Source organism: Amycolatopsis orientalis DSM 40040 = KCTC 9412 (genome assembly GCF_000478275.1).
GTDB lineage: Bacteria > Actinomycetota > Actinomycetes > Mycobacteriales > Pseudonocardiaceae > Amycolatopsis > Amycolatopsis orientalis.
Map to the genome: position 1 here is coordinate 138,631 of NZ_ASJB01000030.1, position 22,558 is coordinate 161,188.

15 protein-coding genes are annotated in these 22,558 nt (G+C 68.3%); 8 read left to right on the top strand and 7 right to left on the bottom strand.

All coding sequences use genetic code 11. The features are described from left to right. Window positions 1-69: 69 nt before the first annotated feature. Both L324_RS09045 and L324_RS09050 read right to left on the bottom strand, forming a co-directional pair. A complete protein-coding gene (locus tag L324_RS09045; protein WP_037305630.1) occupies window positions 70-2,493 on the bottom strand; it encodes a glucan 1,4-alpha-glucosidase in 2,424 nt (807 codons plus the stop codon). A 228-nt stretch (window positions 2,494-2,721) separates the two neighbouring features. Further along, window positions 2,722-5,028: a PQQ-dependent sugar dehydrogenase gene (locus L324_RS09050; protein ID WP_235783462.1), complete on the bottom strand. Its 2,307-nt coding sequence runs from the start codon at window positions 5,026-5,028 to the stop codon at window positions 2,722-2,724. A 191-nt stretch (window positions 5,029-5,219) separates the two neighbouring features. Between L324_RS09050 and L324_RS09055 the strand changes: the two genes are divergently transcribed. Continuing rightward, complete coding sequence (locus tag L324_RS09055) at window positions 5,220-6,251, top strand: WD40 repeat domain-containing protein (RefSeq protein ID WP_037305631.1); 1,032 nt, start codon at window positions 5,220-5,222, stop codon at window positions 6,249-6,251. A 54-nt stretch (window positions 6,252-6,305) separates the two neighbouring features. On the opposite strand, the gene L324_RS09060 is transcribed toward L324_RS09055, so the two are convergent. Beyond that, window positions 6,306-7,073 carry a dioxygenase family protein gene (locus tag L324_RS09060; protein ID WP_037305632.1) on the bottom strand — a complete coding sequence of 256 codons (768 nt, stop codon included), beginning with the start codon at window positions 7,071-7,073 and terminating at the stop codon, window positions 6,306-6,308. A 345-nt stretch (window positions 7,074-7,418) separates the two neighbouring features. Here L324_RS09060 and L324_RS09065 point away from each other — a divergent pair, with 345 nt between their 5' ends. The 4 genes from L324_RS09065 (at window position 7,419) to L324_RS09080 (ending at window position 11,196) form a co-directional block, all read left to right on the top strand. Beyond that, window positions 7,419-8,639 (top strand): cytochrome P450 family protein, encoded by a 1,221-nt coding sequence (locus L324_RS09065; protein WP_037305633.1) that lies wholly within the window; start codon window positions 7,419-7,421, stop codon window positions 8,637-8,639. A 340-nt stretch (window positions 8,640-8,979) separates the two neighbouring features. Further along, window positions 8,980-10,149, top strand: coding sequence for an acyl-CoA dehydrogenase family protein (locus L324_RS09070; RefSeq protein ID WP_051173780.1), 1,170 nt, complete (start codon window positions 8,980-8,982; stop codon window positions 10,147-10,149). Continuing rightward, the gene (locus L324_RS09075) at window positions 10,146-10,412 is read left to right on the top strand and encodes a MoaD/ThiS family protein (RefSeq protein ID WP_037305635.1); all 267 of its coding nucleotides are present in this window, start codon (window positions 10,146-10,148) and stop codon (window positions 10,410-10,412) included. Before L324_RS09070 ends, L324_RS09075 begins: the two co-directional genes overlap by 4 nt. After that, window positions 10,405-11,196, top strand: a complete 792-nt coding sequence (locus L324_RS09080; RefSeq protein WP_037305637.1) for a class I SAM-dependent methyltransferase — start codon at window positions 10,405-10,407, stop codon at window positions 11,194-11,196. The genes L324_RS09075 and L324_RS09080 overlap by 8 nt, the downstream gene beginning before the upstream one ends. Window positions 11,197-11,215: 19 nt before the next feature. On the opposite strand, the gene L324_RS09085 is transcribed toward L324_RS09080, so the two are convergent. The 4 genes from L324_RS09085 to L324_RS09100 form a co-directional block, all read right to left on the bottom strand. Then, window positions 11,216-12,565: an extracellular catalytic domain type 1 short-chain-length polyhydroxyalkanoate depolymerase gene (locus tag L324_RS09085; protein ID WP_438938445.1), complete on the bottom strand. Its 1,350-nt coding sequence runs from the start codon at window positions 12,563-12,565 to the stop codon at window positions 11,216-11,218. 113 nt (window positions 12,566-12,678) lie between these two features. Then, window positions 12,679-13,794 (bottom strand): substrate-binding domain-containing protein, encoded by a 1,116-nt coding sequence (locus L324_RS09090; protein WP_037305639.1) that lies wholly within the window; start codon window positions 13,792-13,794, stop codon window positions 12,679-12,681. A 126-nt stretch (window positions 13,795-13,920) separates the two neighbouring features. Next, window positions 13,921-16,320: a ricin-type beta-trefoil lectin domain protein gene (locus L324_RS09095; RefSeq protein WP_081736252.1), complete on the bottom strand. Its 2,400-nt coding sequence runs from the start codon at window positions 16,318-16,320 to the stop codon at window positions 13,921-13,923. A 26-nt stretch (window positions 16,321-16,346) separates the two neighbouring features. Continuing rightward, complete coding sequence (locus tag L324_RS09100; protein WP_037305640.1) at window positions 16,347-17,966, bottom strand: glycoside hydrolase family 43 protein; 1,620 nt, start codon at window positions 17,964-17,966, stop codon at window positions 16,347-16,349. Between the two features lie 357 nt (window positions 17,967-18,323). On the opposite strand from L324_RS09100, the gene L324_RS09105 reads away from it, so the two are divergent. The 3 genes from L324_RS09105 (at window position 18,324) to L324_RS09115 (ending at window position 22,493) form a co-directional block, all read left to right on the top strand. Further along, window positions 18,324-19,361 (top strand): endo-1,4-beta-xylanase, encoded by a 1,038-nt coding sequence (locus L324_RS09105; protein ID WP_081736253.1) that lies wholly within the window; start codon window positions 18,324-18,326, stop codon window positions 19,359-19,361. Between the two features lie 14 nt (window positions 19,362-19,375). Further along, entirely contained in the window at window positions 19,376-20,755 is a 1,380-nt protein-coding gene (locus tag L324_RS09110) for a glycoside hydrolase family 43 protein (protein ID WP_037305643.1), read from the top strand. A 709-nt stretch (window positions 20,756-21,464) separates the two neighbouring features. Next, window positions 21,465-22,493, top strand: coding sequence for a LacI family DNA-binding transcriptional regulator (locus L324_RS09115; protein ID WP_037305644.1), 1,029 nt, complete (start codon window positions 21,465-21,467; stop codon window positions 22,491-22,493). The last annotated feature ends 65 nt before the right edge of the window (window positions 22,494-22,558 follow it).

Below are 22,558 nucleotides of genomic sequence, written 5' to 3' on the forward strand. Positions count from 1 at the left end.
CCGGAGGGAAGCCGCCGGCTCCCGGCGGCTTCCCTCCACATCACCTGCGTTCTTGACCGCTCGCGCGGGTCAGGGCCGCCAGGTGTCGTTCAGCGCCATGGTGCAGCCACCCGAAGCGGTAGCTGTGCGATTGGCACCCGATTCCCAGGTGACCGTGTTTCCCTCCTTGCGGATGTACTTGTACTGGAACGCGGTTCCTCGCGGCAGGGCGACCGACGTCGTCCATTGTGGATAGTTCGCCGAAGACATCGGGACGGCGTTCGCCGGGTTCCACGCGCCGAGTTCGGCACGGTCGCCGACGAGGAAGATGTTCTGCCCCCAGGTGGTGGTGGCGTTCACCGAGAAGTTCGCCGAGACACCGGCGCATCCGTTGGCATAGCGCTGTTTGACCACCGACGGCGTCTCGACCGGCGCGCCCGCGTCGATCGAATGCGCCAGCCGGACGAACTGCGCCATCGACCAGGCGAGCGGGGTCGCCGCGCCGGTGCCTTCGCCGAACTTGAAGCCATGAGCGTCCGGCCGATCCCAGACCTGTTCCGGAATCAGGTGACCCGGGTTCGCGGAGGCCGCCATGGTGGCCAGATGCGTGGTCGCCTGCCTGCCGTTGGCCAGTTCGTACTCCCCGCGTTCGCCGGTGAGCAGCGGCCACAACCGGCCGATCCCGGCGCCGGTGTACGGGCCGCCGGAAGCGGGTTCGCCGTAGCCGTCGTGGTTGTAGCGGTACCACATCGGCCCGTTCGGGGTGTTCACCTTGAGCGTCGAATCCACCTCCGGCAGCGAGGCCGCGACGTCCGGATCGGCCGCCGGCTTCACGCCGAGGCGCACGAGGTCCAGGAAACCGGCGTCGATGATCGCGCGTTCGTCGTGATTCCCCCCGCCGTTCTGCAGGAAGACGTTCTGCCCGTCGTCGGGATTGCCGTTGCCGTCGATGCGGTGGAAGTACCGGCCGTCGCCGAGCGGTCCAGAGGTGGTGAAAGTCCAGGCGCTGACCTGCGCCTGCCATCGGTCGGCGACGCCGCGATAGCCCGCGGCGGCGGCCGTGTCCCCGTTGCGCTCGGCGATGTCGGCGGCGCAGATCAGCCCGGCGATCTCCGCGGCGATCGTGGAGGGCGAGTAGCCACCGTTCTCCTCCCAGCGTTCCTGCGGGGTCGACGGGCCGCGCGCGACCAGGAAGTCCGCCGACTTCTTCACCTTCGCCCACATCCCCGCGTCGAACCGCCCCAGCTGCCAGGCGAGCACGATCGGGAAGGCGACCTCGTCCATCTGCAGACTGGTCCAGCAATTCGTGCCGTCGAGCCGGGTGTTCTGGGGGAACGAACCGTCGGGACGCTGCTGGACGGTGAACAGGTAGTCGACGGAGCGGTTGGCCGCCGCCGAGTCGCCTGCCGCGATCTGCGCTGTCGACACCTGGTAGAGATCGCGGGACCAGACGGCGTGGTAGCCGCAGTCCCCGGTGCCGTTCGCGTCCTTCGCCTCACCCCACGGATTGGTCAGCGAAGCGACGTTCGCCCCGGCGTAGGTCTTGTCCTCGTGGGCCTTGAGGGTCATCAGCGCCACGTTGTACTGCGTGGTCAGCCCCGCCTCGGTGATCGAGCGGGGCACCGCGGCCAGCGACGACAGGTAGCCGTTCCAGCCGGACCGGTACGCGCTGTCGGCCGCCGCGAAGCCACCGGAGAGCGAGGCGGAAGCGTTCGCCGACGCGGCGCCGCGGTCGCCGCCGAACCCGAGGGCGAGGGTGAAGGTGGTGTCGGTGCCGACCGGGATCTGCCCCAGCTGAACCAGATTCCCCGGCGTGGAGGCGGTGTCGTACTGCGTGCCGAGAACGTGATCACCGCTCAGATCGACGTAACCGTCACTGGCGGTGCCGCTGTAGCCGCTGGTCGCCTTGGCGAAGCCGGTGGAGGCGGCCAAGGCACTGGACACCGGGCCGTCCGAAGCGACGAGCTGTCCACCGGAGGTGGCGCCGGTGTCCCCCATTCCGCTGTTGTTCAGCGAAGGGTTGTACAACACGTACAGCTGCAACGGTCCGCCACTGAGCACCTCGAACCGGGTCTGGATCAGCACGGTGGAGCGGGCCGGGTCGGCGGTGTGGGTCTTGGTGATCCGGTAACGGCCGTCGGTCGCGGTGTTGATCTGCCGGTAGCTCAGCGAGCGCGGATCGGTCAGCACCAGCTGTTTGGTGGTGTGATCGCGTTCGAGCTGGGTGAACCCGGCGCCGTCGGAGACGACGTACTGCAGATCCTGGACATTGGCGACGTCCACGGTCGGGTAGTAGATCTCGTGGCTGACGCCCTGGCCGAGGGTGAACCACACCTTCGACCGGGCATCGGCGGACGTGCCGAAACCCTCCTTGCCCCCGGTCGTCCAGGCCGCCCCGGTGCCCGGTGCGCCGGGTGCGTCGGCCAAGGGCGCGGCGACCGCCGGAGCGGGCAGGACCAGAGCGACCGTGGCCAGGAGCGCAACGGTCGTTCGACGTCGCTTCGAAGACTTCATGACGGGATGTCCTTCCCACAGGCATCATCGACGGCAGGATTTGTTGTTAGCCGCAACATATTCACCGGCCGTCTCGGATGTCAGGTCCGTTCGGAGTAACCCGGACCACTCATGCCCAGTGGTCCGGGTTACTCAGGTCTGGTCTCGTGAGTGGTAATGACGGTTAGAACCGTCATTACCACTCACGACCAGCTCGCGGCCTGGTCACGGCGTTCGAAGGTGACGGTTTCAGCAGGGCCGCAAAAGCCAGCAGAGCCGGTAGTTCGCCCGATACGTCGTGGACGCCCCCGGCGCGACGATGTTCTGCGTCCTCGCGCCGCCGTGCGCCCAGTCGGTGAAGGCGTACTTCAGGTTGAGCGGCGGCAGCTTCTGCGGGCTGTCCGCGCTGATCGAGTTGGTGGATCCGGCGATCACCGTCCGGGAGAACGGCGTGCGCTCCTGCGTCCCGCCGACCGTGAGCAGCGCCTGACTCGGGTTGGAGGTGAAGTTCAGCGACACCGTCTTCGGCTGGAGGTCGACGGTCTTGCTGCCGGTGCGGCCGGTGGAGTCGGTCGCCGTCAGGATCAGTTGCAGATAGGACGGGTACTCGTGGTCCGGTGCGATGAACGAGCCGGCCGCGACGCCGGGGAACTCCTGCACGTTGTGCGTATGGCAGGTCCCGTTGGCCGCGCAGTGCCGGATCGCGAGCCGCCACGACAGCGCCATAGGCGGGAGCGTGCCATCCTGGGCGTCGACGGCGCGGCCGGAGAACTCCACGGTCTGGCCGACCGACCACGTCAGCGTGCCGACCGGGCTGTCGATGACCGGCACCGGATCGAGACCCTCGGGGTTCCCGACGGTCACCCGCACCGACGTGGTCGCGCTCGCGCCGTGGGAGTCGGTGATCCGCAGCCCGACGTCGACGGCGGCGGCCGCGGTGTAGGTCCAGCCGGGGCGCGCGGCCGAAGAGTCGTCGTAGGCGCCGTCACCGTCGAGGTCCCAGGCGTAGGACAGCGTGTCCCCGGTGTCGGGATCGGTGGACCCGGTGCCGTCGAACTCGACCGTCAGCGGCGCCGGACCGCTCGACGGGGTCGCCGTCGCCACCGCGGTCGGTGGCCGGTTGTCACCGCCGGGACGGCTCACCCGGTGGAGTTCGCCGCTGCCCAGCGCGACGTAGAACAGATCGCCGCCCGGACCGGTGAGGACCTGCACGGGGGTGGCGACGCCGGTCACGAACGGCACCAGACGGCTCGCGCTCGGCAGCCCGCCGACGGTCTGCATGGCCCAGATGCACCCCCGCGAGGAGTCGGCGAAGAACAGCGCGCCGGAGTACTCCGCGGGATAGTTGCTCCCGGACTCGAAGGCGATGCCGCTGATCGACGAACCGCCGGTGGGACAGGGATCGGTCGCGACCACCTTGGCGCCGTGGTTGTAGGCGTAGTACGGCGCCGCCTGTCCGCCCGCGGCGTACAGGGACTCGCACATGTCGAGGTTCGCGCCGTCGTATCCGGCCTGCCTGGCGGCGCCCTCGAAACAGGGCCAGCCGAAGTTCTCCACCACAGCGTCCCGGACATCGGCGACGCGGTTGATCTCCTCCCAGGTGTTCCAGCCGACGTCACCCGCCCAGAGCTCGCCGGTGCCCGGCCGGAAGCCGAACCGGAACTGGTTCCGCGCGCCGTAGGCGATCACGCGCCGCGCGTTGGCGTCGGCGCTGCTCGCGAAGGGGTTGTCAGGTAGGCCTTCGCCGGTATCGGGATCCAGGCGCAGCAACGTTCCGTTGAGCAGGACCGGCTCCCCGGCGGGCCGTCGCGGTGACTGCGAACGCAGCGCGCCGCCCTCGGCCGCCGGGGGCGTGAGGTTGGTCCCCGCGGCCGAGGGCGGATCGGCGCACGGGTTCTCGACCTGGCCGTAGTCGGCGAAGTTGAAGCTGGCGCCGTCGCCGCCGCCCGCGTACAGAGCGCCGTCCGGCCCGAACGCCAGCGCACCGACCGAATGGCTGGGGAACTGCTGGCACCAACCCGTGACCAGAGGTTTCTCGCTGACCGCGACACCGGCCGAGCCCATGGTCAGCCGGGAGACGCGGCCGGTGACGACACAGCCCTTGGCGGTGGCACCCGGCGGGGTCGGGCAGGCGTCACCCCATTGCGGCGGGGTTCCGCCGGGCAACGCGTCGAGCGTGTAGGAGACGTAGACGTAAGGCCTGGCAGGGAAAGCGGGGTCGACGGCCAGCCCGAGCAGGCCGCGGTCCCAGAAATCCTGGGTCTGCGGGCGCAGATCGGCGAAGACCGTCGCCGTCGGATCGGCGAGCGAGTCGAAGACCTTGACCACGCCGCTCTTCTCCGCGACGAAGACACGGCCGTCCGGCGCGAACGCGGTGGCCGTCGGCGAGCTGAGCCCGCCGATCGCCACCGTGTCGGTGAAACCGGTGGGTACCGCGGCCGTGGCGGGCGCCGCGGCGGCGACCGCGACCGCGAGGGCGCCGACGAGCGGACCGACCACACCCATCGCCAGCGCACGTCGTGATCTTCGTGGGAACAGCGGACGTCGAGAACTCATCACACGAACTCCTCCTGCGCAGGGACCGGAAAGGAAACACGACAGCTGCCCGGTATGGCGTGAGAAGACCGGAAGTTGTTACGACCGTGCACTCGACGGCCGCCGTCGGGACATGTTCGTCCCTTCGTCGCGATCGGTAAAAGAATCACCGCGAGCACCCGGAAGTTTGCGCATCCGGTGACGGCGAAACGGTGTTCGTCGGTTCGGACACCGGCACGATCACCTCCTGGCGTCTCGCCCCGGGGCCGCTGGCCGTCGAACCCACCCGGCCCGGCCTCGACCGTGTCGTCGCGCTCGGCAGCGGAGGCGACTTCGTGGTGGGAGCCGATCAGGACGGCCGGGTGATCTCGTGGGGCCTCACCGGCAGGCGGTCCCCCGCCGGTGCCCCGCTCGCCCAGGCGGCCGGGCCCCTCCAAGCGGTCGCGCGCAACGCCGATGGCGCCGTCGCTTCGGGAGGCGCGGACGGTGTCGTCAGGGTGACCCGCAACGGATCCACAGTGGACACTCCTACTTTCGAAGGCTCCGTCGCCGGTCTCGCCTGGCGGCCGACGGGAGCGATCGTGGTGGGCACCGACCGCGGAACCCTCTACGAACTCGACCCGGCCACCGGGACGATCACGACGCTGTCGGAGCGGCCGGGCACCGCGGTCACCGCGACGAAGGGTTCCGTGTCGGCGATCGCCCTGAGCGCGGACGGGAACAAGGTCGCCGTCGCTTCCGGTGTCGCCGACAAGGGCGAAAGGTTCCGGGATGTCCTGACCTTCACCGGGCACGCCCTGCCGGTCACGAGCATCGCGTTCAGCCCCGACGGGCTGACCCTCGCCAGTGGCAGCGACGACCGGGCCATCCGTCTTTGGACGGTGGCCGACGGCTCGACGAAAAGCACGCTGCAGGGCCATACGGACATGGTCTTGGCCCTGGCCTATTCACCCGATGGCACGACGCTGGCCTCCGGAAGCCAGGACGGGACGCTCCGGCTGTGGGACGTCGGGAGCGGCCTCCAGATCGGGCGCCCACTGGAGTCCGGCTCCGGCTACGTCTGGTCGCTCGCGCCCTCGCCGGACGGCGCGAACCTCGTCGCGGCCAACGGGACGGCCGTCGTCGAGTGGCCGTTCGGCAAAGGAGCTTGGCTGGACCGCGCCTGCCGGCTGGCCCGGCGTCTGCTGACCGACGACGAGCGGAACCGCTACCTGCCAGGGACTTCCCTGCTCCCCTGCGCGTGACCGACCGGCACCGTCAGGGTGCCGGTCGGTCACGCGGTGATCGGATCCGGCCCGCTAGTCGGGCCTGCCGACCTGGGTGTTCGACAGGTCGAGACCGATCGCGAAGTCCGCCGTGTAGCCGTTTCCGGCCTGCTGGGGACGCAGCAGCATCTGGGAGCCGCCACTGCGATAGATCGAGTCCCGGTTGTTGGTCGTGTCGGCCGGCCCTTTCCGCCGGTACGGATCGGTCCGCAGATAGGCCGCGCCGAACTCGGGCGTGAAGTAAAGCTGCGAGGTGAACTCGTACGGGCGGCCGTTGGTTCCGACGGTGCGTATCTTGATGTGGATATGCAGTGTGCGCCCCGAATACCAACCCGGCAGAATGGTGGTGAACCGAGCCACCCCGGATTGGTCGGTGTTCTGGTAACCGCGCAGGAAACGACGGCCGGAACTGCCCTGAGACGGAATGTCGGAGTACAGGCCGAACGCGTCGCACTGCCAGAGGTCGATCATCGCCCCCGGCAGTGGCGTGCACTGCTGCTGTCGAATTTGCTGAACAGTGAAATTGAGCGCCAGCGCGGTGCCGGGAACCAGCTGTCCGGTGGCCGGTTCGCTGCGGATATCGGAGCGGTTGAGCCGCTCGTCGACGAAGTACGGCCCCTCCATTTGCTCTGGCTTGACCACACAGTCCAGCGCGCACACCTCGGGTGTGCCCGCGGTGGAGGGGGTCGCGCTCGCCGTAGCGGATCCGGCGGCGGCGAGTGTCGCACCGGCGGCGCCGAGCAGAATCAACGCCTGCCGCCTGCCGAGCACCCGGCCTACCGGCTCATCATCGTCATGCATGGGTTTCCTTTTCGCCAAATGATGGGAACAGGGAACTGAGCGCAACAAGGGCTTTGCCTGCAGGGTGCCGCGCGCATTCGATCATCCGCTCCGGCTCGTCCCGCTGTCGAGACGGTTCACTCGCGCGCATCATACTTCGCAGGGAGCAGTACCCTTTGATGGACCAAATCCTCGAATCCCCTTACGGCATTCCGCCCACGACAATCGAAGGGCGGTCCGGCTCGCCATCGCCATCGTCCCCCCGGCCGGATCAAGACCGGTTCGTCACCGGTTGGCCGGTACCCTGGCGGCGGTCCTTGCTGACACGCTGAGATCACCTCTTTCCCGACGAAAGGATGGTCCCCGGTGACGCGTCCGCTGGTGCTGGACCCGAACGGCCACGACATCCACGCAGAGAACGAACGGCTGCGCGAACGCGGCCCGCTCACCCGGGTGGAACTGCCAGGCGGTGTCGTGGCCTGGTCGGTGACGGGCTACGAACTGCTGCGCGGTCTGCTCAACGATCCGCGGGTGTCGAAGGACGCCCGGCGGCACTGGCCGGCGTTCGCCGACATCAGCGCGGATTGGCCGTTGCTGGTCTGGGTTTCGGTGCGGAACATGTTCACCGCTTACGGCGCCGACCACAGGCGGCTGCGCTCGCTCGTCGCACAGGCGTTCACCGCGCGCCGGATCGCGATGCTGCGGCCCTGGATCACCGCGATCGTCTCCGACCTGCTCGAGAAGCTCGCGGCCGAACCCGAGGGCGAACCCGTCGACCTGCGGGAGAGTTTCGCCTACCCGGTGCCGATCGAGGTGATCTGCCAGCTGTTCGGCGTTCCGGACTCGGTCCGCCCCAGGCTACGCGAGTCGGTCGACGTCTTCTTCCAGACCTCGGCGAGCCAGGCGGCGATGCTGGCCGCGTACCAGGACATCCACTCGATCTTCACCGACCTCGTCGCCGCCAAGCGCGCGAACCCCGGCGAGGACCTCACCACCGCGCTCATCGCCGCGCAGAGCCAGGACGACGGTGCCCGGCTGGACGAGACCGAACTGATCGACACCCTGATCCTGTTCATCTCCGCCGGTCACGAAACCACCGTCAACCTTCTCGACCAGGCCATCACCGCACTGCTCACCCATCCGGAGCAACTCGCCGGGATCCGTGCCGGCCGCGTGTCCTGGCCGGACGCGATCGAAGAGACGCTGCGCTGGCAGGCACCGGTGGCGCACCTGCCGCTGCGTTACGCCGTCGACGACATCCACGTCGCCGATGTCGTCATCCGGAAGGGCGAGGCGATCCTGGCGGGCTACGCCGCCGCAGGCCGGGACCCGGCGCTGCACGGGAAAGACGCCGACGCTTTCGACGTCACCCGCGCCGACAAATCGCATATCGCGTTCGGCCACGGAGTACATCACTGTCTCGGCGCCCCGTTGGCGCGGATGGAGGCGGCGATCGCGTTGCCCGCCCTGTTCGAGCGTTTCCCGGACATGACACTCGCGACCTCCCCGGCGGAACTGCGGCATCTCGAGTCTTTTATTTCCAACGGACACCGGGTGCTGCCGGTCCTGCTGCACGGCACGCGCTGAGCCACCGGCCTCCCCTACGGCTGCGGTTTCCTCTGGCACCTCGAAAGGCTCGCTGCCGTGAAGGGCCCCTTACCTACCCTCAAGGTAGCGAAGGAGGCCTTCACTACCTGGCGACAGGCATGGGACTCCCTCATGAGGAAGGGGGCCATCATGTACTGCGGAAGGTGTGAGGGTATAAGCGTCCCTTATGGACACTCGGAGCCGCCGTTCGGCTTCCGCCAGCAGTCCGGAGTGCTCGTTCAACACGTTCAACATCCGGCACGCGCGGACCATCTGGCGCACCACAGCGGCCGAAAGCTGTACTGACAGCGACCCTCGAACCGCTGCTGGAGGTAACGCTGTGCGTGACCTTTCCGCCCGACAGGCCGAGATCTCCGAGCTGGTCGACACCCGGTGGGGAAGCTTGCTCGACGAAGTCAGCGGCACCGTCGTCGAGCGGGACGAGGCACGACAGCCACCTCCGGCCGCGCTGCTGGACGCGCTCGCGGCGGCCGGGCTGCACGGGCTGTCGCTGGACCCGGAAATCGGCGGCGAAGGTGTCGATGTCCTGACCTGGGGCATGGTGCTCGAACAGATCGGCTACCGATGCCTGGACTCGGCGCTTCCGATGATCATCAATCACACCATCGACATCGCCCGGTTCGTGCACGAATCCGGTCGCACCGACCTGATCGGGAAATACGCCGTCCCCATCGGCAGGGGAACCATCGGCGCGGGCATCGCCTACACGGAGGACGCGGACGCGTGGTCGTTCCGGACCGTACTGCGGCCCAAAGGCGACGACTTCACCTTGTCCGGCTACAAGTCCTACGTGACGGCCGGGATGATGAGTGACGTCTTCCTGACCTACCCGTTGGACGAGGCCGGCGACATGGTGGCTTGCCTGGTCGAGCGGAACGACCCGGGTGTGACGGTGACCCCGGCGGAACCGCTGGGGATGCGCACGGCCGGAGCGGCGGCGCTCACCTTCCAGGACGTCCTGCTCCCCGCGGACCGGATACTCCAGGCCAGCGACGGTCTCACGCACGCGCAACGGTTCCTGAGCAACCAGCGGCTGTGGATCACCTGCGCGCCGCTCGGTCGCGCGCAGCGGGTCATGGAGGACTGCGCGGCACGGTTGTCGACCAGTATCCGTTACGGCGAGCCGGTCTCCGGGCTCAAGAACGTCGAAGCGACCCTGGGCCGCATGTACGTGGCGATCGAATCGGCCAGGGCGATGCTCTACCACGCGCTCACCCATGTCGGCGCCGGTCTCGCCGAGCCGGTGTTCGACCCGGTTCTGTCCGCCGCCAAGCATTTCGCGGCCGAGCAGATCCGCTTCGTGCTCGAATCGGCGTTCCGGGTGTCGGGCGGCTACGGCTTCTACGGCACCCCGCACCTGGGCCGGTACATGCGCGACTTCAGCGGGCTCACCCTCGTCGCGGGAACCAACGACATCCTGGAAACCAACCTCGGCGCGGGCGTCGTCGCGCGAGCGGGCCGGAACCACGAGAACGGAGACCGAGGATGAACTTCGAGTTCACAGGCATCCTTCTGCGCACGGCGGACAACAAGCGTTCGGTGTCGGTCGAAGCCACCACGCTCGCCGGCGCACTGGCCGAACTGTCCGACATGTTCCCCTCGATGGGCCGAGTCCTGCTCGACAACACCGGAAGCCTGCGGAAGGCGCACCGCGTGTTCCTCAACGGCGAACTGGTCCCCCATCCCGACGAGACCATGCCGCTGGGGGACGACGACCGGATCGAGTTCTTCACCGCGGTCGCCGGTGGCTGAGGACGCGGCGCTCGCGGAGGGAAGGCGCTGGGGCGGCCACGCGCGGGACTGGGCGGAGATCCAGGAGCGAACGATCCACCCCGCGTGGCAGGCTGTGCTGACCGCGCTGCCGGCTTCGTCGTCACATTCGTTGCTGGACCTCGGCTGCGGCGCCGGCGGATTCGCCCGGCTGGCCGCGGCACACCACACCCGCGTCACCGGCCTGGACGCCTCCCGCGCGCTGGTCGACATCGCCCGCACCCGCCACCCGGCCGGGCCGTTCCTGGTGGGCGACATGGAACGCGTTCCCTTCCCCGACGCGGAATTCACCGCGGTGACGGCGTTCAACAGCCTGCACTTCGCGCGGCACCCGGCCAGGGTCGTCACGGAGGCGATCCGGGTCACCCGGCCAGGAGGACGGATCGCCGTCACCGCCTGGGGGCCGCTCCTGGACTGCGACGCGATGGCGTACTTCCTCGATCTCGCCGGGCTGCTGCCGCCCGCCCCGCGCCACGCCGACCCCGCCGCGGACCTCACGGATCCGGCGGCCGTGCGGCGGCTGCTCTCGCGCGCAGGCCTGGCCGTCGGCCCGGCGCGGACGTTGTCCTGCCCCTGGGAGTACCCCGACCTGACGACCGCCCTCCGCGGGCTGCTGTCCACTGGACCCGCGGCGACCGCGATCAGCCACGCCGGCCTGGAGCGGGTCGCGGAAACCATCACCGGCTCGATCTCGCCCTACCGGCGTCGCGACGGCTCCTATCTCCTGCACAACACCTGTTTCACCGTGGTCGCCACCCTTCCCTGACTCCCCCGCGCCGAGAACTTCAGCCGCGGCTCCAGCGCTGCGGGGCGCCGCCGTCGCAGCTCCAGGTGATCACTTTGGTGCCGTTGGCCGCACCACCGCCGGAGGCGGTCAGGCACAGTCCTGAGTGGACATTGACGATCGCGCCGTCCGCGCCGAACGTCCACTGCTGGGAATCCGCGCCGGTGCAGTCACCGATGACGGCTTTCGTACCGGGCGCGGTCTCTCCGGACTCGGCACCGAGGCACTTGGTTCCGTACACCCGCAGCTGTTTGCCGGAAGTGGCCGTCCACTGCTGGTTCGTCCCACCGTTGCAGTCCCACAGCGCCACTTGCGTGCCATTCGCCTGCGAGAGGCCCGGCACGTCCAGGCATCGGCCGGCCGCCACCGCGCGCACCGGACCGGTCGTCTCACCGCCGCCGTCGAGCCCCAGGAAGGAGATCGCGTACGCGAGCATCCCGGCCTGTGGCAACGTGTGTCCGGTGCCCGCGATGCTGATTCCCTCGACCGTGGCACGAGTACCGGTGTCGCCGTAGCGGGTCCGTGTCCAAGTCTGTTGTGGATGGTCGGTGAACGCCGGGGTCTGGCTCAGCCCGCGAAGGGCGGTCCACTGCTTGATCTCTTCACCGTAGTTGGGGTACGCCAGGGTGGTGTCCTGGTTTCCGTGCCACAGCTGCATTCTCGGGTAGCCGCCGGTGTAGCCGGGGTACATGGCACGAGCCAGCTCGGCCCACTGCTGCGCGGTCTTGATGACGTTCCCGCCCGAGCACTGGCTGTTCCACAGTGAACCGTTGGTCGTCGCGAAGCAACCGGCGGGTACTCCGGAAAACGCCGCTCCGGCGGAGAACACGTCCGGGTACTCGGCGGCCAGCACGTTCGTCATCATGGCGCCGGACGAGAAGCCGCTGACCACGATGCGGCCGGGGTCCACCGGATAGCGCTGCCGCGCCCAGGCCACCATCGACATGATGCCCGTGGAGTCACCACCGCCGTCGCGGGTGAGCGCCGCTTTCGTCGAGACGTCGAAGCAGTGCCCGTCACGGGTGGCCTCCGGCACCACCACGACGAAGCCGTACCGGTCGGCCGCGGTCGCGTAGTCGCGCCCGTTGCCGTTGAAGATCGCCCCCGCCGAACCACCGCAGTAGTGGACCAGCACCAGCAACGCCGGCCGAGGGGCCACCGTGGCCGGCACGTACAGATACATGTTCAGGTTGGTGGGGTTGGCGCCGAAGGCACCGATCTTCGTCAATCCCGCGGCACTGGCCGGACGGGCCGTCACCAGCGCCGTGCCTGCCATGAGCGGCAGCACCAACATCAGCGCCAGCAGGAGTTTCATCGATGAGCAGGACTTGATCAACCGGGACAGTCTCATACATCACCTCGAAATCCGACGGTAAGGACGCCGCGTGATCACGTCAATACTTGATTCACGAGCCGTGCAAGTTACACAGCTATCGTCCACTGTCGACCGAGCCATGACCGGTGTCAGCACGCCCCGGGGATCGCGTGTGCTCCGCACGATTCGCGCACGACCAGGGTGGGCCACAGCTGGACGCGGTGGACCGGCCGGTCGCCACGATCGGCCACCCGGGCCAGCGCCAGCTCCGCGGCGAGCACACCCAGGCGGTGTTTCTGCGGGCAGACCGCGGTCAACGGCGGATCGGAGGCGGCGGCGACCTCGTCGTCGTAGGTGACGATCGCGAGGTCTCCCGGCACGGTGATGCCGCGATGCCGGGCCAGCGCGATGAGCCCGATCGCTTCCCGGTCGGAATGCACGAGAAGCGCGGTGACACCTTCGGCGCGCAGGCGCGTGAGCATCTCGTCGTAGGCGTGGGGCCATCCGGCGGAGCCATACGGCGGGACATCCAGATCCGCGGTATGACCCGGGTCGAGACCGAGCGAGGAGCCCGCCTCCCGCCAGCCGCGGCGCAGCGCGTCCCTGGTCGGGCTGGAGCGTGAGGTCACCAGCCCGACTCGCCGGTGCCCGAGGCTCATCAGATGGCGCAGTGCCAGACCGGCGCCGAGCGCGTGCGCCGTCGTGGCGGCGTCGAGGCCGAGCATCGGGAGTTCCTGTGGCGGCAGGCGTTCGACCAGTACCACCGGTACGGCGAGTGAGCCCAGCCAGCGGAGCAGCTCCGTCCCGGCCCTGCCGTTGGTCGTCGGCGCGATCAGCAGGGTGTGGACGCCGCGGTCGAGCAGATTGCCCACCTGGCGGCGATCTTCGGCGGGATCGTAGCTCGACGGGCGCAGGATCAGCCGCCCACCGGCGGCGGCCACGGTCGTCTGCGCGCCCTGGATCACCGGCGGCCAGTAGTACTCCACCGACGGCGCCACCATGCCGACCAAGGTGCCGGGCGCGACCACGCCAGCGGACGGCCGCACGCCGTTGCGGTTGTTCTTCTGCTGTCCCGCACGGGAACGCGGCAGCGTCGCGCCGCCGTGCACCCTCGCCAACAGGCCCTGGTCCTCCAGCTCGGTCACGTCACGCCGCACGGTCACGGCGGAAACGCCGAGCCGGACGGCCAGGTCGCTGAGCCGGACCGTGCCACGCTGCCGCAGCTCGGCGAGGATGATGCCGTGGCGCTCCGAGGCGAGCATCATCGCGCACCCCTCCCGGTTATCCTGGAAGCGCTCCCAGGCGAGGGTAAGGAGGGTCCGAAGCGGTGTCAACCGTCAGCTGATCACCGATCGCTCTGTGCACAATGGACGGAATTCGCGCGACCCCGGTCAGCTCCGGGTCCATTTCTGTCCGTTCGTGCCGGTACAGGCCGCGAGTACCACCTGCGTTCCGTTCTCACCACCACCGGCGTCGAGACACAGTTTCGAGCGGGCCCCGGTGATCGTGCCGTCCGCGTTGACGGTCCACTGCTGGCCGTCCCCGCCGCCGCAGTCCCAGATCCGCACCCGGGTGCCGGGGGCGGTGCCGCCCCCTTCCGTGTCGAGGCATTTGGTGCCGTACACCTGCAACTGCTTGCCGGCGGTCAGCGTCCACCACTGGTTCGCTCCCCCGTTGCAGTCCCACACCACCGTGCGGGTGCCGTTCGCCTGCGACTGGCCGAAGACGTCGAGGCAGCGGCCGGAGCCGGTGTTGCGCAACGCCGACGACTGCCCGCCCGAAGCCGAGACCACACTGAAGTTGTCGAACTGCGCCGTCTCGCCCTGGCTGGTCCCGAGCCCTGCCTGACCGGCCGTCCACGTCGTGTCGTTCACCGTGCCGACGACAACGCCGTCGATGCTCGCGGTGATGGTGCCGCCGGAGAAGCCGAGCGCGAGGGTATGCCAGCGGTTGGTGCCCAGCGCGGTGGTCGTGCCGCTGCGCAACGTCGTGACCTGGCGGTCGGTGTTGTTCCGCAGGATCGACCACGCGCCGTTGTCGCCTGCCCTGAAGTAGTAGGCGGCCAGCGCGCCCTGGTCGGTCGTCTTCTGCCCACCGGCGCGGCCGATCAGTTCGGCGTGCCCCGGCTTTTCCAGCAAAACGTCGGCCGACACGGTGTAGTTGTTCCAGTTCACGTTGCCCAGCAACGCGTACGGGGCCGTCTCGGTCTTCCAGGGGATGGCCTTCTGCGGTGAGGCCTGGCGGACGCAGCGGCCCGCACGGCCGGCACCGCAGCCGGCGACCTCGAACGCGCCTTCCATGTCCATCAGGTACTTGGCCTCTTTGCCGAGCGCGTAGCCGTCGAAGCCGTCGCTGTAGGGCAAGCCGAGCGAGCCGGGTGGCGGGCTGACGGCGGTGCCCTTCCCCTGCCCGGTCGTGGTCGTGAGGGTGTACAGGTGTCCCGGCTGGACGGTGAGCGAGTACCGGCCGCCCGACGGGGTGAGGTCCGCGCTGTGCACGAAGTGGTCGGCGGGGTTGTTGGAGTTCAGGTTGGTCGACCACACCCGCACCGGGCCGGTGGACAGGCCGCCCCCGACGGTGAAGTCCAGCGTCTGGGCCGAGGTGGCGTCCATCGTCTCGATGATGGTGCTGTAGTCAGAGTTGTTCGGCGACTTCATCGAGACGAAGCTGCCGTTGGCCCGGTTCCCGCCGAGGTAGCCGCTGGAGGTGTCCAGGTACTTCCAGCCGGGCGCGGTGAACTGCGCCGTATGCGCCAGCGCCCAAGTGTCCTTGCCGACCGAGTAGTTGCCGGACCACGGCTGGTTGGCCAGGATCAGGCCGACCGTCGGCCAGGGGATGTTCGGCGTGGTCGCGGCGATCAGGTCCCAGTTGAGGTAGGCGGTCATCTTCCCGTCGATGTAGACCCGGTTGATGCCGCGGGCCAGCGGTTTGGCGCCGTCGTTGTAATCCTGCGAGCCGTTCTCGCTCGACCAGAGCACCTTGCCGGAGTTCGCGGCGTTCGCCGGCACCGGGCAGGAGGTCTGCGCGCTGAGGTAGCCGCACGTGTAGTGGGCGCTCAGCACGTCGGTCGCGTCGCGGTAGGCGGGGTTCGACGCGAGCGGGCCCGCCGGACCCCAGTCACCGGGCCACGAATCGCCCACGATCACCTTGACGCCGCTGTAGCCGTTGGCGTTCAACGCGTTGCGCAGGTCGACAGTCCACTGAGGACTCCACTGCTTTTCGTTCTGCGCCGCGGTGAGGTAGTCGATGGTCAGGTTGTGCTTCTTCGCGCAGCTCAGCCAGGTCAGCAAGTAGTCGATCATGTCCTTGGAGAGGAAGGTCCCGTTGCCGATCCAGCCGGGCGCTCCCCAGGGCAGGCCGACCAGCTTGATTCCGGGATTGCGGGCCTTCGCCTGCTCGGCGATCCACCACTCGTAACCGCGGTCGCAGTCGAGATCGCCGCGGAAGTGGGCGTGGCTCGGTTCGGCCCCGCTGGTGGAGTTGGTGTCGCCGCCGATCTCCACCTTGAGGATCTGCAGGGCCGCGCCGTAGGCGGGTTTGAACAGGTAGTCCAGGATCTGCCCGCGCTGCGGCTCGGGATAGTCGATCAGCAGGCGGCTGTTCCCGCCGCCGCCGCTGACCGCCCCGACGCCGTCGAAAGTGCGGCCACCCGACGCTCCGTTGATCGTGATCGAGGTGGCGGCCAGTGCCGGCGACGCGGCCGGGCCCACGACACTCGCCGCGCACAGGGCCATGACGACGGCGGCCACCGCCGGGCCACGCCACCGGCGCGGTCTCCTGAGACGGAACATGGTGCTCTCCTTCGGCGGGAACCCGGCTACGGAGTGGTCAGATCGAAGCGCTGCAGGGTGACGGCGCCCCCGAGTGACTGGGTGGCGTGGTTGAACACCGCGAACCGGTACCCCATGAAGAACGGCCAGTCGCTGTTGAGCGTGAAGCCGGGCCCGAACGAGGTGAAGTTGACGCCGTCGGCGCTGTAGGAGAACCGGGCCTGCCGCCCCGCGCCCGGCCGGATGTCGGCGTTGGCGCGCAACCAGATCCGGCTGCCGGTGAAACCGGCTCCGGCGACCTCCGTCCCGGTCGTCCTGGTGTTCCAGTTGCTGTCCATGGTGAGGTTGTTCACCATCACCACCCGGTTGCGGCCGCCGTCCCGTTTGACCCCGATCCAGGCGGACGAGTCACGCAGCATGGCCAGTCCCGTCCGGTCACCGTCCCTCATCGCGCTCAGCTCGAGCGAGATCGTCGCGGTGGATGTCGGCCCTTGTATCCGATGGGTCAACGTGTTCTTCGCGGCGTACAGATCGCCAGTGACGGAAGCTGTCTGCAGGCGCAGGCCGTTGCCGACCGAGAACCTGGCGGTGTCCGGGTTGTGGTTCCACTCCCACTCCGGCCCGAGCGCGGTGCCGGTGAACGTGTCGGTGCCGAGCATCGGCTTGACCGGCCGTGGCGGCGGCGGCAGGTTCGGCGCCGGATAGTTCGTGCCCCAGCGGTTGTTGACGGTCTGCAGCCGCGGCCAGCCGTCGGCGGTCCAGGTGACCGGCGCGAGCACCGGGATCCGGCCGCCGGGGTAGGCGTCGACGAAAGCCATGTAGTACCAGTCGCCGTTCTGCGTCTGCACCATGCCGCCCTGGTGCGGCACGCCGCCACCGGCCACCGGCCCCGGCAGGTTCAGCAGTACCTGCTGCACGGTGTAGGGCCCGAACGGGCCGGACGTCGATTTCAGGATGTACTGCCCGTTCGCGGGGCGCGTGACGAAGATGTAGTAGCTGCCGTTGCGCTTGTAGAACCGCGAACCCTCGAGCGTGCCGATGTTCGACGGCGTCTGGAACACCTGCTGCGAGCGCACCTCGGTCTTGCCGTCCTTCGACAGCTGGGCGACGCTGAGGGTGGTGTTGCCGTACGCGACGTACATCGTGTCGTCGTCGTCGACCAGCATCCCCGCGTCGTAGTAGCACTTGTCGATCGTCGTGTGCTTGGTCCACTGCCCGTCGACGGAAGCCGCCGTGTAGATGTGGGTCTTGGCGAAATCGACGCATCCGCCCCAGTAGAAGGTGTTGTTGCTCTTGCGGTGGTTCAAGAACGACGCCCAGATCCCCCGGACGTACCCGCGTCCGCCGTTCAGGTCGTATTTGGCCCCGAAGTCGAGCCGTGGCACGGAATGCCCGGCGAATTCCCAGTTCACCAGGTCGTACGAACGCAGGATCGGCGCACCGGGCGAGTAGTGCATGGTCGAGGCCGAGTAGTAGTACGCGTCGCCGACCCTGATGATGTCGACGTCCGCGAAGTCCTGCCAGAGGATCGGGTTCGTGATCGCCGCGCCCCGCGGAGCCGGCTGCGCGTCGGCATCCGGGCGGGGGCTCGCGGTGAGCCCGCCGAACAGCAGACCGACGGCGGCGGCCAACGCCAGTACGGCTTTCCCCAGTCGATGACGTGCCATCACGGTCCTTTCGCCTTTTCCCGCTCCCGTTCCGGGAGGTAAGTCATCCACGTCGGTTCCGACACTGTCTACTGAGGACAGTGGGACGCTTTTCTTTCCAGCAGGCAACTTTGCGGAGCAATGGAACCAGTACGCGACAGAGGAGTCAATGTTTCGAAACAAACGAACACTTTCGAAGTTCCGTCGCTTCAGTCGCTCCGGGATGTAAATTTCATCGCGAATGCGCCATTCAGGCCACCGCCATCGGCGCAATTCCCTGACGCTCTTGTGAGCGTGAACATCACGATGCGACACTGCGGAAACTCCCAGCGCGCAGCCGGAGTTCCCGGACATCCCCCTTCCAGAAGGTGTCACCCTATGAAGCTGACAGCGAAGTCGGTGTCACGAGCGGCACTCGTGGCCACCTTGTTCACGACGACCGCGCTCCTGGCGGCCACCCCGGCGGGCGCCGCCTCGACGCTCGGCGCGTCCGCCGCACAGAGTGGCCGCTACTTCGGCACCGCCGTCGCCGCGGGCAGGCTCGGCGACGGGACCTATGTCGGGATTCTCAACCGGGAATTCTCCATGGTCACCGCCGAGAACGAGATGAAGATGGACGCCACGGAGCCGAATCCGAACCAGTTCACCTTCGGCAACGGCGACCGGATCCTGAACCAGGCACGCAGCCAGGGCAAACGCGTACGGGGGCACACCCTCGCCTGGCACGGCCAGCAACCCGGCTGGATGCAGCGGATGGAGGGCCCCTCGCTGCGTTCCGCGCTCGTCAACCACATCACCAAGGTCGCGGGCCACTACCGGGGCCAGCTCTACGCCTGGGACGTGGTGAACGAGGCGTTCGCCGACGGCGGCTCGGGTGGGCGCCGCGACTCGAACCTCCAGCGCACCGGCAACGACTGGATCGAGGTCGCCTTCCGCACCGCGCGCGCCGCCGATCCCGGTGCCAAGCTCTGCTACAACGACTACAACATCGACAGCTGGTCCGCCGCGAAGACACAAGGCGTGTACCGGATGGTGAAGGACTTCAAGGCGCGCGGCGTCCCAATCGACTGCGTCGGGCTCCAGTCGCATTTCGGCACCGGCATTCCCGGCGACTACCAGACCACCATCCAGCGCTTCGGTGAACTCGGTGTCGACGTCCAGATCACCGAACTCGACATCGCCGGATCGGGCGCGCAGCAGGCCGACAACTACCGCCGGGTCACGCAGGCCTGCCTCAGCGTCGCACGCTGCGGCGGCATAACCGTCTGGGGCATCCGCGACACGGATTCCTGGCGTGCGCGGGAAACCCCGCTGCTCTTCGACGGCTCCGGCAACAAGAAGGCCGCGTACAACAGCGTGCTGAACGCGCTCAACGGCGGCTCGGTGGTCCCGCATCCGACAGCCGCGACGCACTGACCACGGAGGTAGCGATGCGATCGTCTCCTCGGACCCCGTTCAGGCGCGGACTCGCCTGGCTGGTCACGACGCTCTGCGCCGTCACACTGTTCCCGGCGACGGCGGCGGCCGACAACCCGATCGTCCAGCACATCCACACGGCCGATCCCGCCCCGCTGGTGCACAACGGCCGGGTCTACCTCTACACCGGGCACGACGAGGACAACTCCACCTGGTTCACCATGAAGGAATGGCGGGTGTGGTCGTCCGCGGACATGGTGAACTGGACCGACCACGGTTCCCCGATGAACCTGGCCACCTTCACGTGGGCGAAGTCCGACGCGTGGGCGGGCCAGGCCATCGAGCGCAACGGCAAGTTCTACTGGTACGTCCCGGTGACCAGCAAGGCCACCGGACGCTACGCCATCGGGGTCGCGGTCGCCGACAGCCCCACCGGCCCGTTCAGGGACGCGCTCGGCCACCCGCTGGCGGAAAACGGCGAGATCGACCCCACCGTCTTCATCGACGACAACGGCCAGGCGTATCTCTACTGGGGGAACCCGAACCTGTGGTACGCCAAGCTGAACCCCGACATGATCTCCTTCAACGGCAGCCCGGCCCAGATCCCGCTCACCACCGCGGGGTTCGGCACCCGGCCCAACGGCGGGAACCGGCCGACGCTGTACGAGGAGGGCCCCTGGGTCTACAAACGGAACGGGTTGTACTACAACGTTTTCGCGGCCAAGTGCTGCTCGGAGTTCATCGGGTACTCGACGGCGCCCGGCCCGACCGGTCCGTGGACCTATCGTGGAACGGTCATGCCGACGCAGGGCAGCAGTTTCACCAATCATCCCGGCATCATCGATTTCAAGGGCAGTTCGTACTTCTTCTACCACAACGGCGCGTTGCCCGGCGGCGGAGGCTTCACGCGTTCGGTCGCCGTCGAGAAGTTCGACTACCGGCCCGACGGCACGATCCCGACGATCATGATGACCGGCACGGGAGCCCCACAGGTCGGCACCTTGGATCCGTACACCCGCCAGGAGGCCGAAACCATCGCCTGGGGCTCCGGTATCGAGACCGAGGTCGCCGCGGAAGGCGGCATGAACGTGTCGCATCTCGAAAACGGCGACTGGATCAAGGTCAAGGGTGCCGCGTTCGGCGCAGGCGCGGGCACCTTCACCACCCGGGTGGCATCGGCGACCGGGGGCGGTGACGTCGAACTGCGGCTCGACAGCCCCACCGGCACGCTGGTGGGCAAGTGCGGTGTGCGAGGTACCGGCGGCTGGCAGAACTGGACCACGGTCTCGTGCCCGGTGAACGGCGCGTCCGGCACCCACGATCTGTACCTCCGGTTCACCGGCGGCGGCGGATACCTGTTCAACGTGAACTGGTGGCAGTTCGGTTCGCGCTGAGCCGTCCCCCGCTGAGCCCCGGCGCCCGCCCCGTTCCCGGGGCGGGCGCCGTGCCGTGTCGGCCCGTTCGGCGGACAGGATGAGTAGTACTCATCCGCGTGGCGTTGGCACGGTGGTCTGAATGGATGAAAATCGCGATATCGGCAGGATTCCGGGGAAAGTATCTTGAATCGAGCGTCTACGGGCTCTTGACTGGGATGTAACAAGACGTTGTCATGTGATGAGGATCGACCCCCACCGTCCCCGACCACCCCGTCCCCCGTGCCGAAGGCGTTCCGATGCCGCGAATGAGTCGCATACATCGTGGACGTGAAGTCGTGCGCAGACCGGCCCACAACACAGTGGAGCACCTATGACCTCACACGTCCGCCCAGTAGCCCAGTCGCCACCGACCAGGGCGCCCGCGTATCGACGTCTTTGTGCGTTGAAGACCTTCATTCACCACAGCGACACGGTGAACACACCCGAATTGCCGTAGCCCCCGTACAAACGAAAGCATGCTCCTTTTCCGCATAAAGGGAACGGTTGCCGGCCGACTCGTAGCTCCGTGCCGAAACGAGCGCAATACCAAGGGCACCAACGGTTTCCTGCGCTCGTGAACCATTCGCCGAACACTTCCGTTCGCGCCGAAGAGGCGCTATCGTCGGGTCACCATACGGTTCTGGGCAAACGCCGCCCACCGGACAGGGTTGTCTTGGGAAGGTGGAAAGTGTCCGCAGTCGAGCTGCCCGATATCCGCCCCACGCTGGCCGATGTGGCCAGGGTCGCCGGCGTGTCGACGGCGACAGCGTCCCGCGTGCTCAACGGTTTCGCCAAGGTCCGGCCGGAGACACGCGACCAGGTCAAATCCGCGATGATCGCGCTCGGCTACGCCCGCCGTCGCGCCGCGAGCCTGAAAGACGTGCGGCGTACCGGATCGATCGCGCTGGTGGTCTGCGAGAAGATGCTGCAGGTGTTCGCGGACCCCTACGTCGCGCGGATAGCGGCCGGGATGACCAAGGAACTGGCGACGGCGGGTGCGCAACTCGTGCTGATACCCATGTCGTCGACGGAGGACTACCCGGCCTCGATCGTGCATTATCTCGCCGACGGGCATGTCGACGGCGCACTGGTGATCGGGATGCACGGCCGGTACCCGCTCGACCTCGCGTGGCTCGGCATCCCGGTGGTGTTCGGTGGACGCCCGGTGTGCGACGAGGATTCCGGGCAATACTCCTATGTGGACGCGGACAACCGGGGCGGCGCGGAACAGGCCGTCCGGCATCTGCTCGCGTCCGGGCGGCGCACCATCGCGACGATCGCGGGTCCGCAGGACATGGTGGCCGGCATCGACCGGCTGCTCGGTTACCGGAAGGCCATCTGCAAGGCGGACGGCATCGACGACAGCCTGGTGGTGTTCGGCGACTTCGGGCTGGCCTCCGGCGACCACGCCACGGCACGGTTGCTCGAGCGGAGGCCCGACGTGGACGCCATCTTCGCCGCCTCCGACCTGATGGCGGCGGGTGCGCTCCGGGCGCTGCGCCGGGCCGGGCGGCGCGTACCCGAGGACGTCGCCGTGATCGGTTTCGACGATCTGCCGGTCGGCCGCCGCACCGAGCCGCCCCTCACCACGGTGCGCCAGCCGATCGAGGAGATGGGCGCCCGGATGGCCCGCGAACTGCTCGCGATGATCAACGGGCCCGCCACTCCCCCCAGCCTGGTGTTCGACACCGAGCTGATCGTGCGCGAGTCGGCTTGACTCCTCCCCATCGCACGGGCGTGGCCCGGGATCGACTTCATCCCGGGCCACGCGTGCGGAGGATG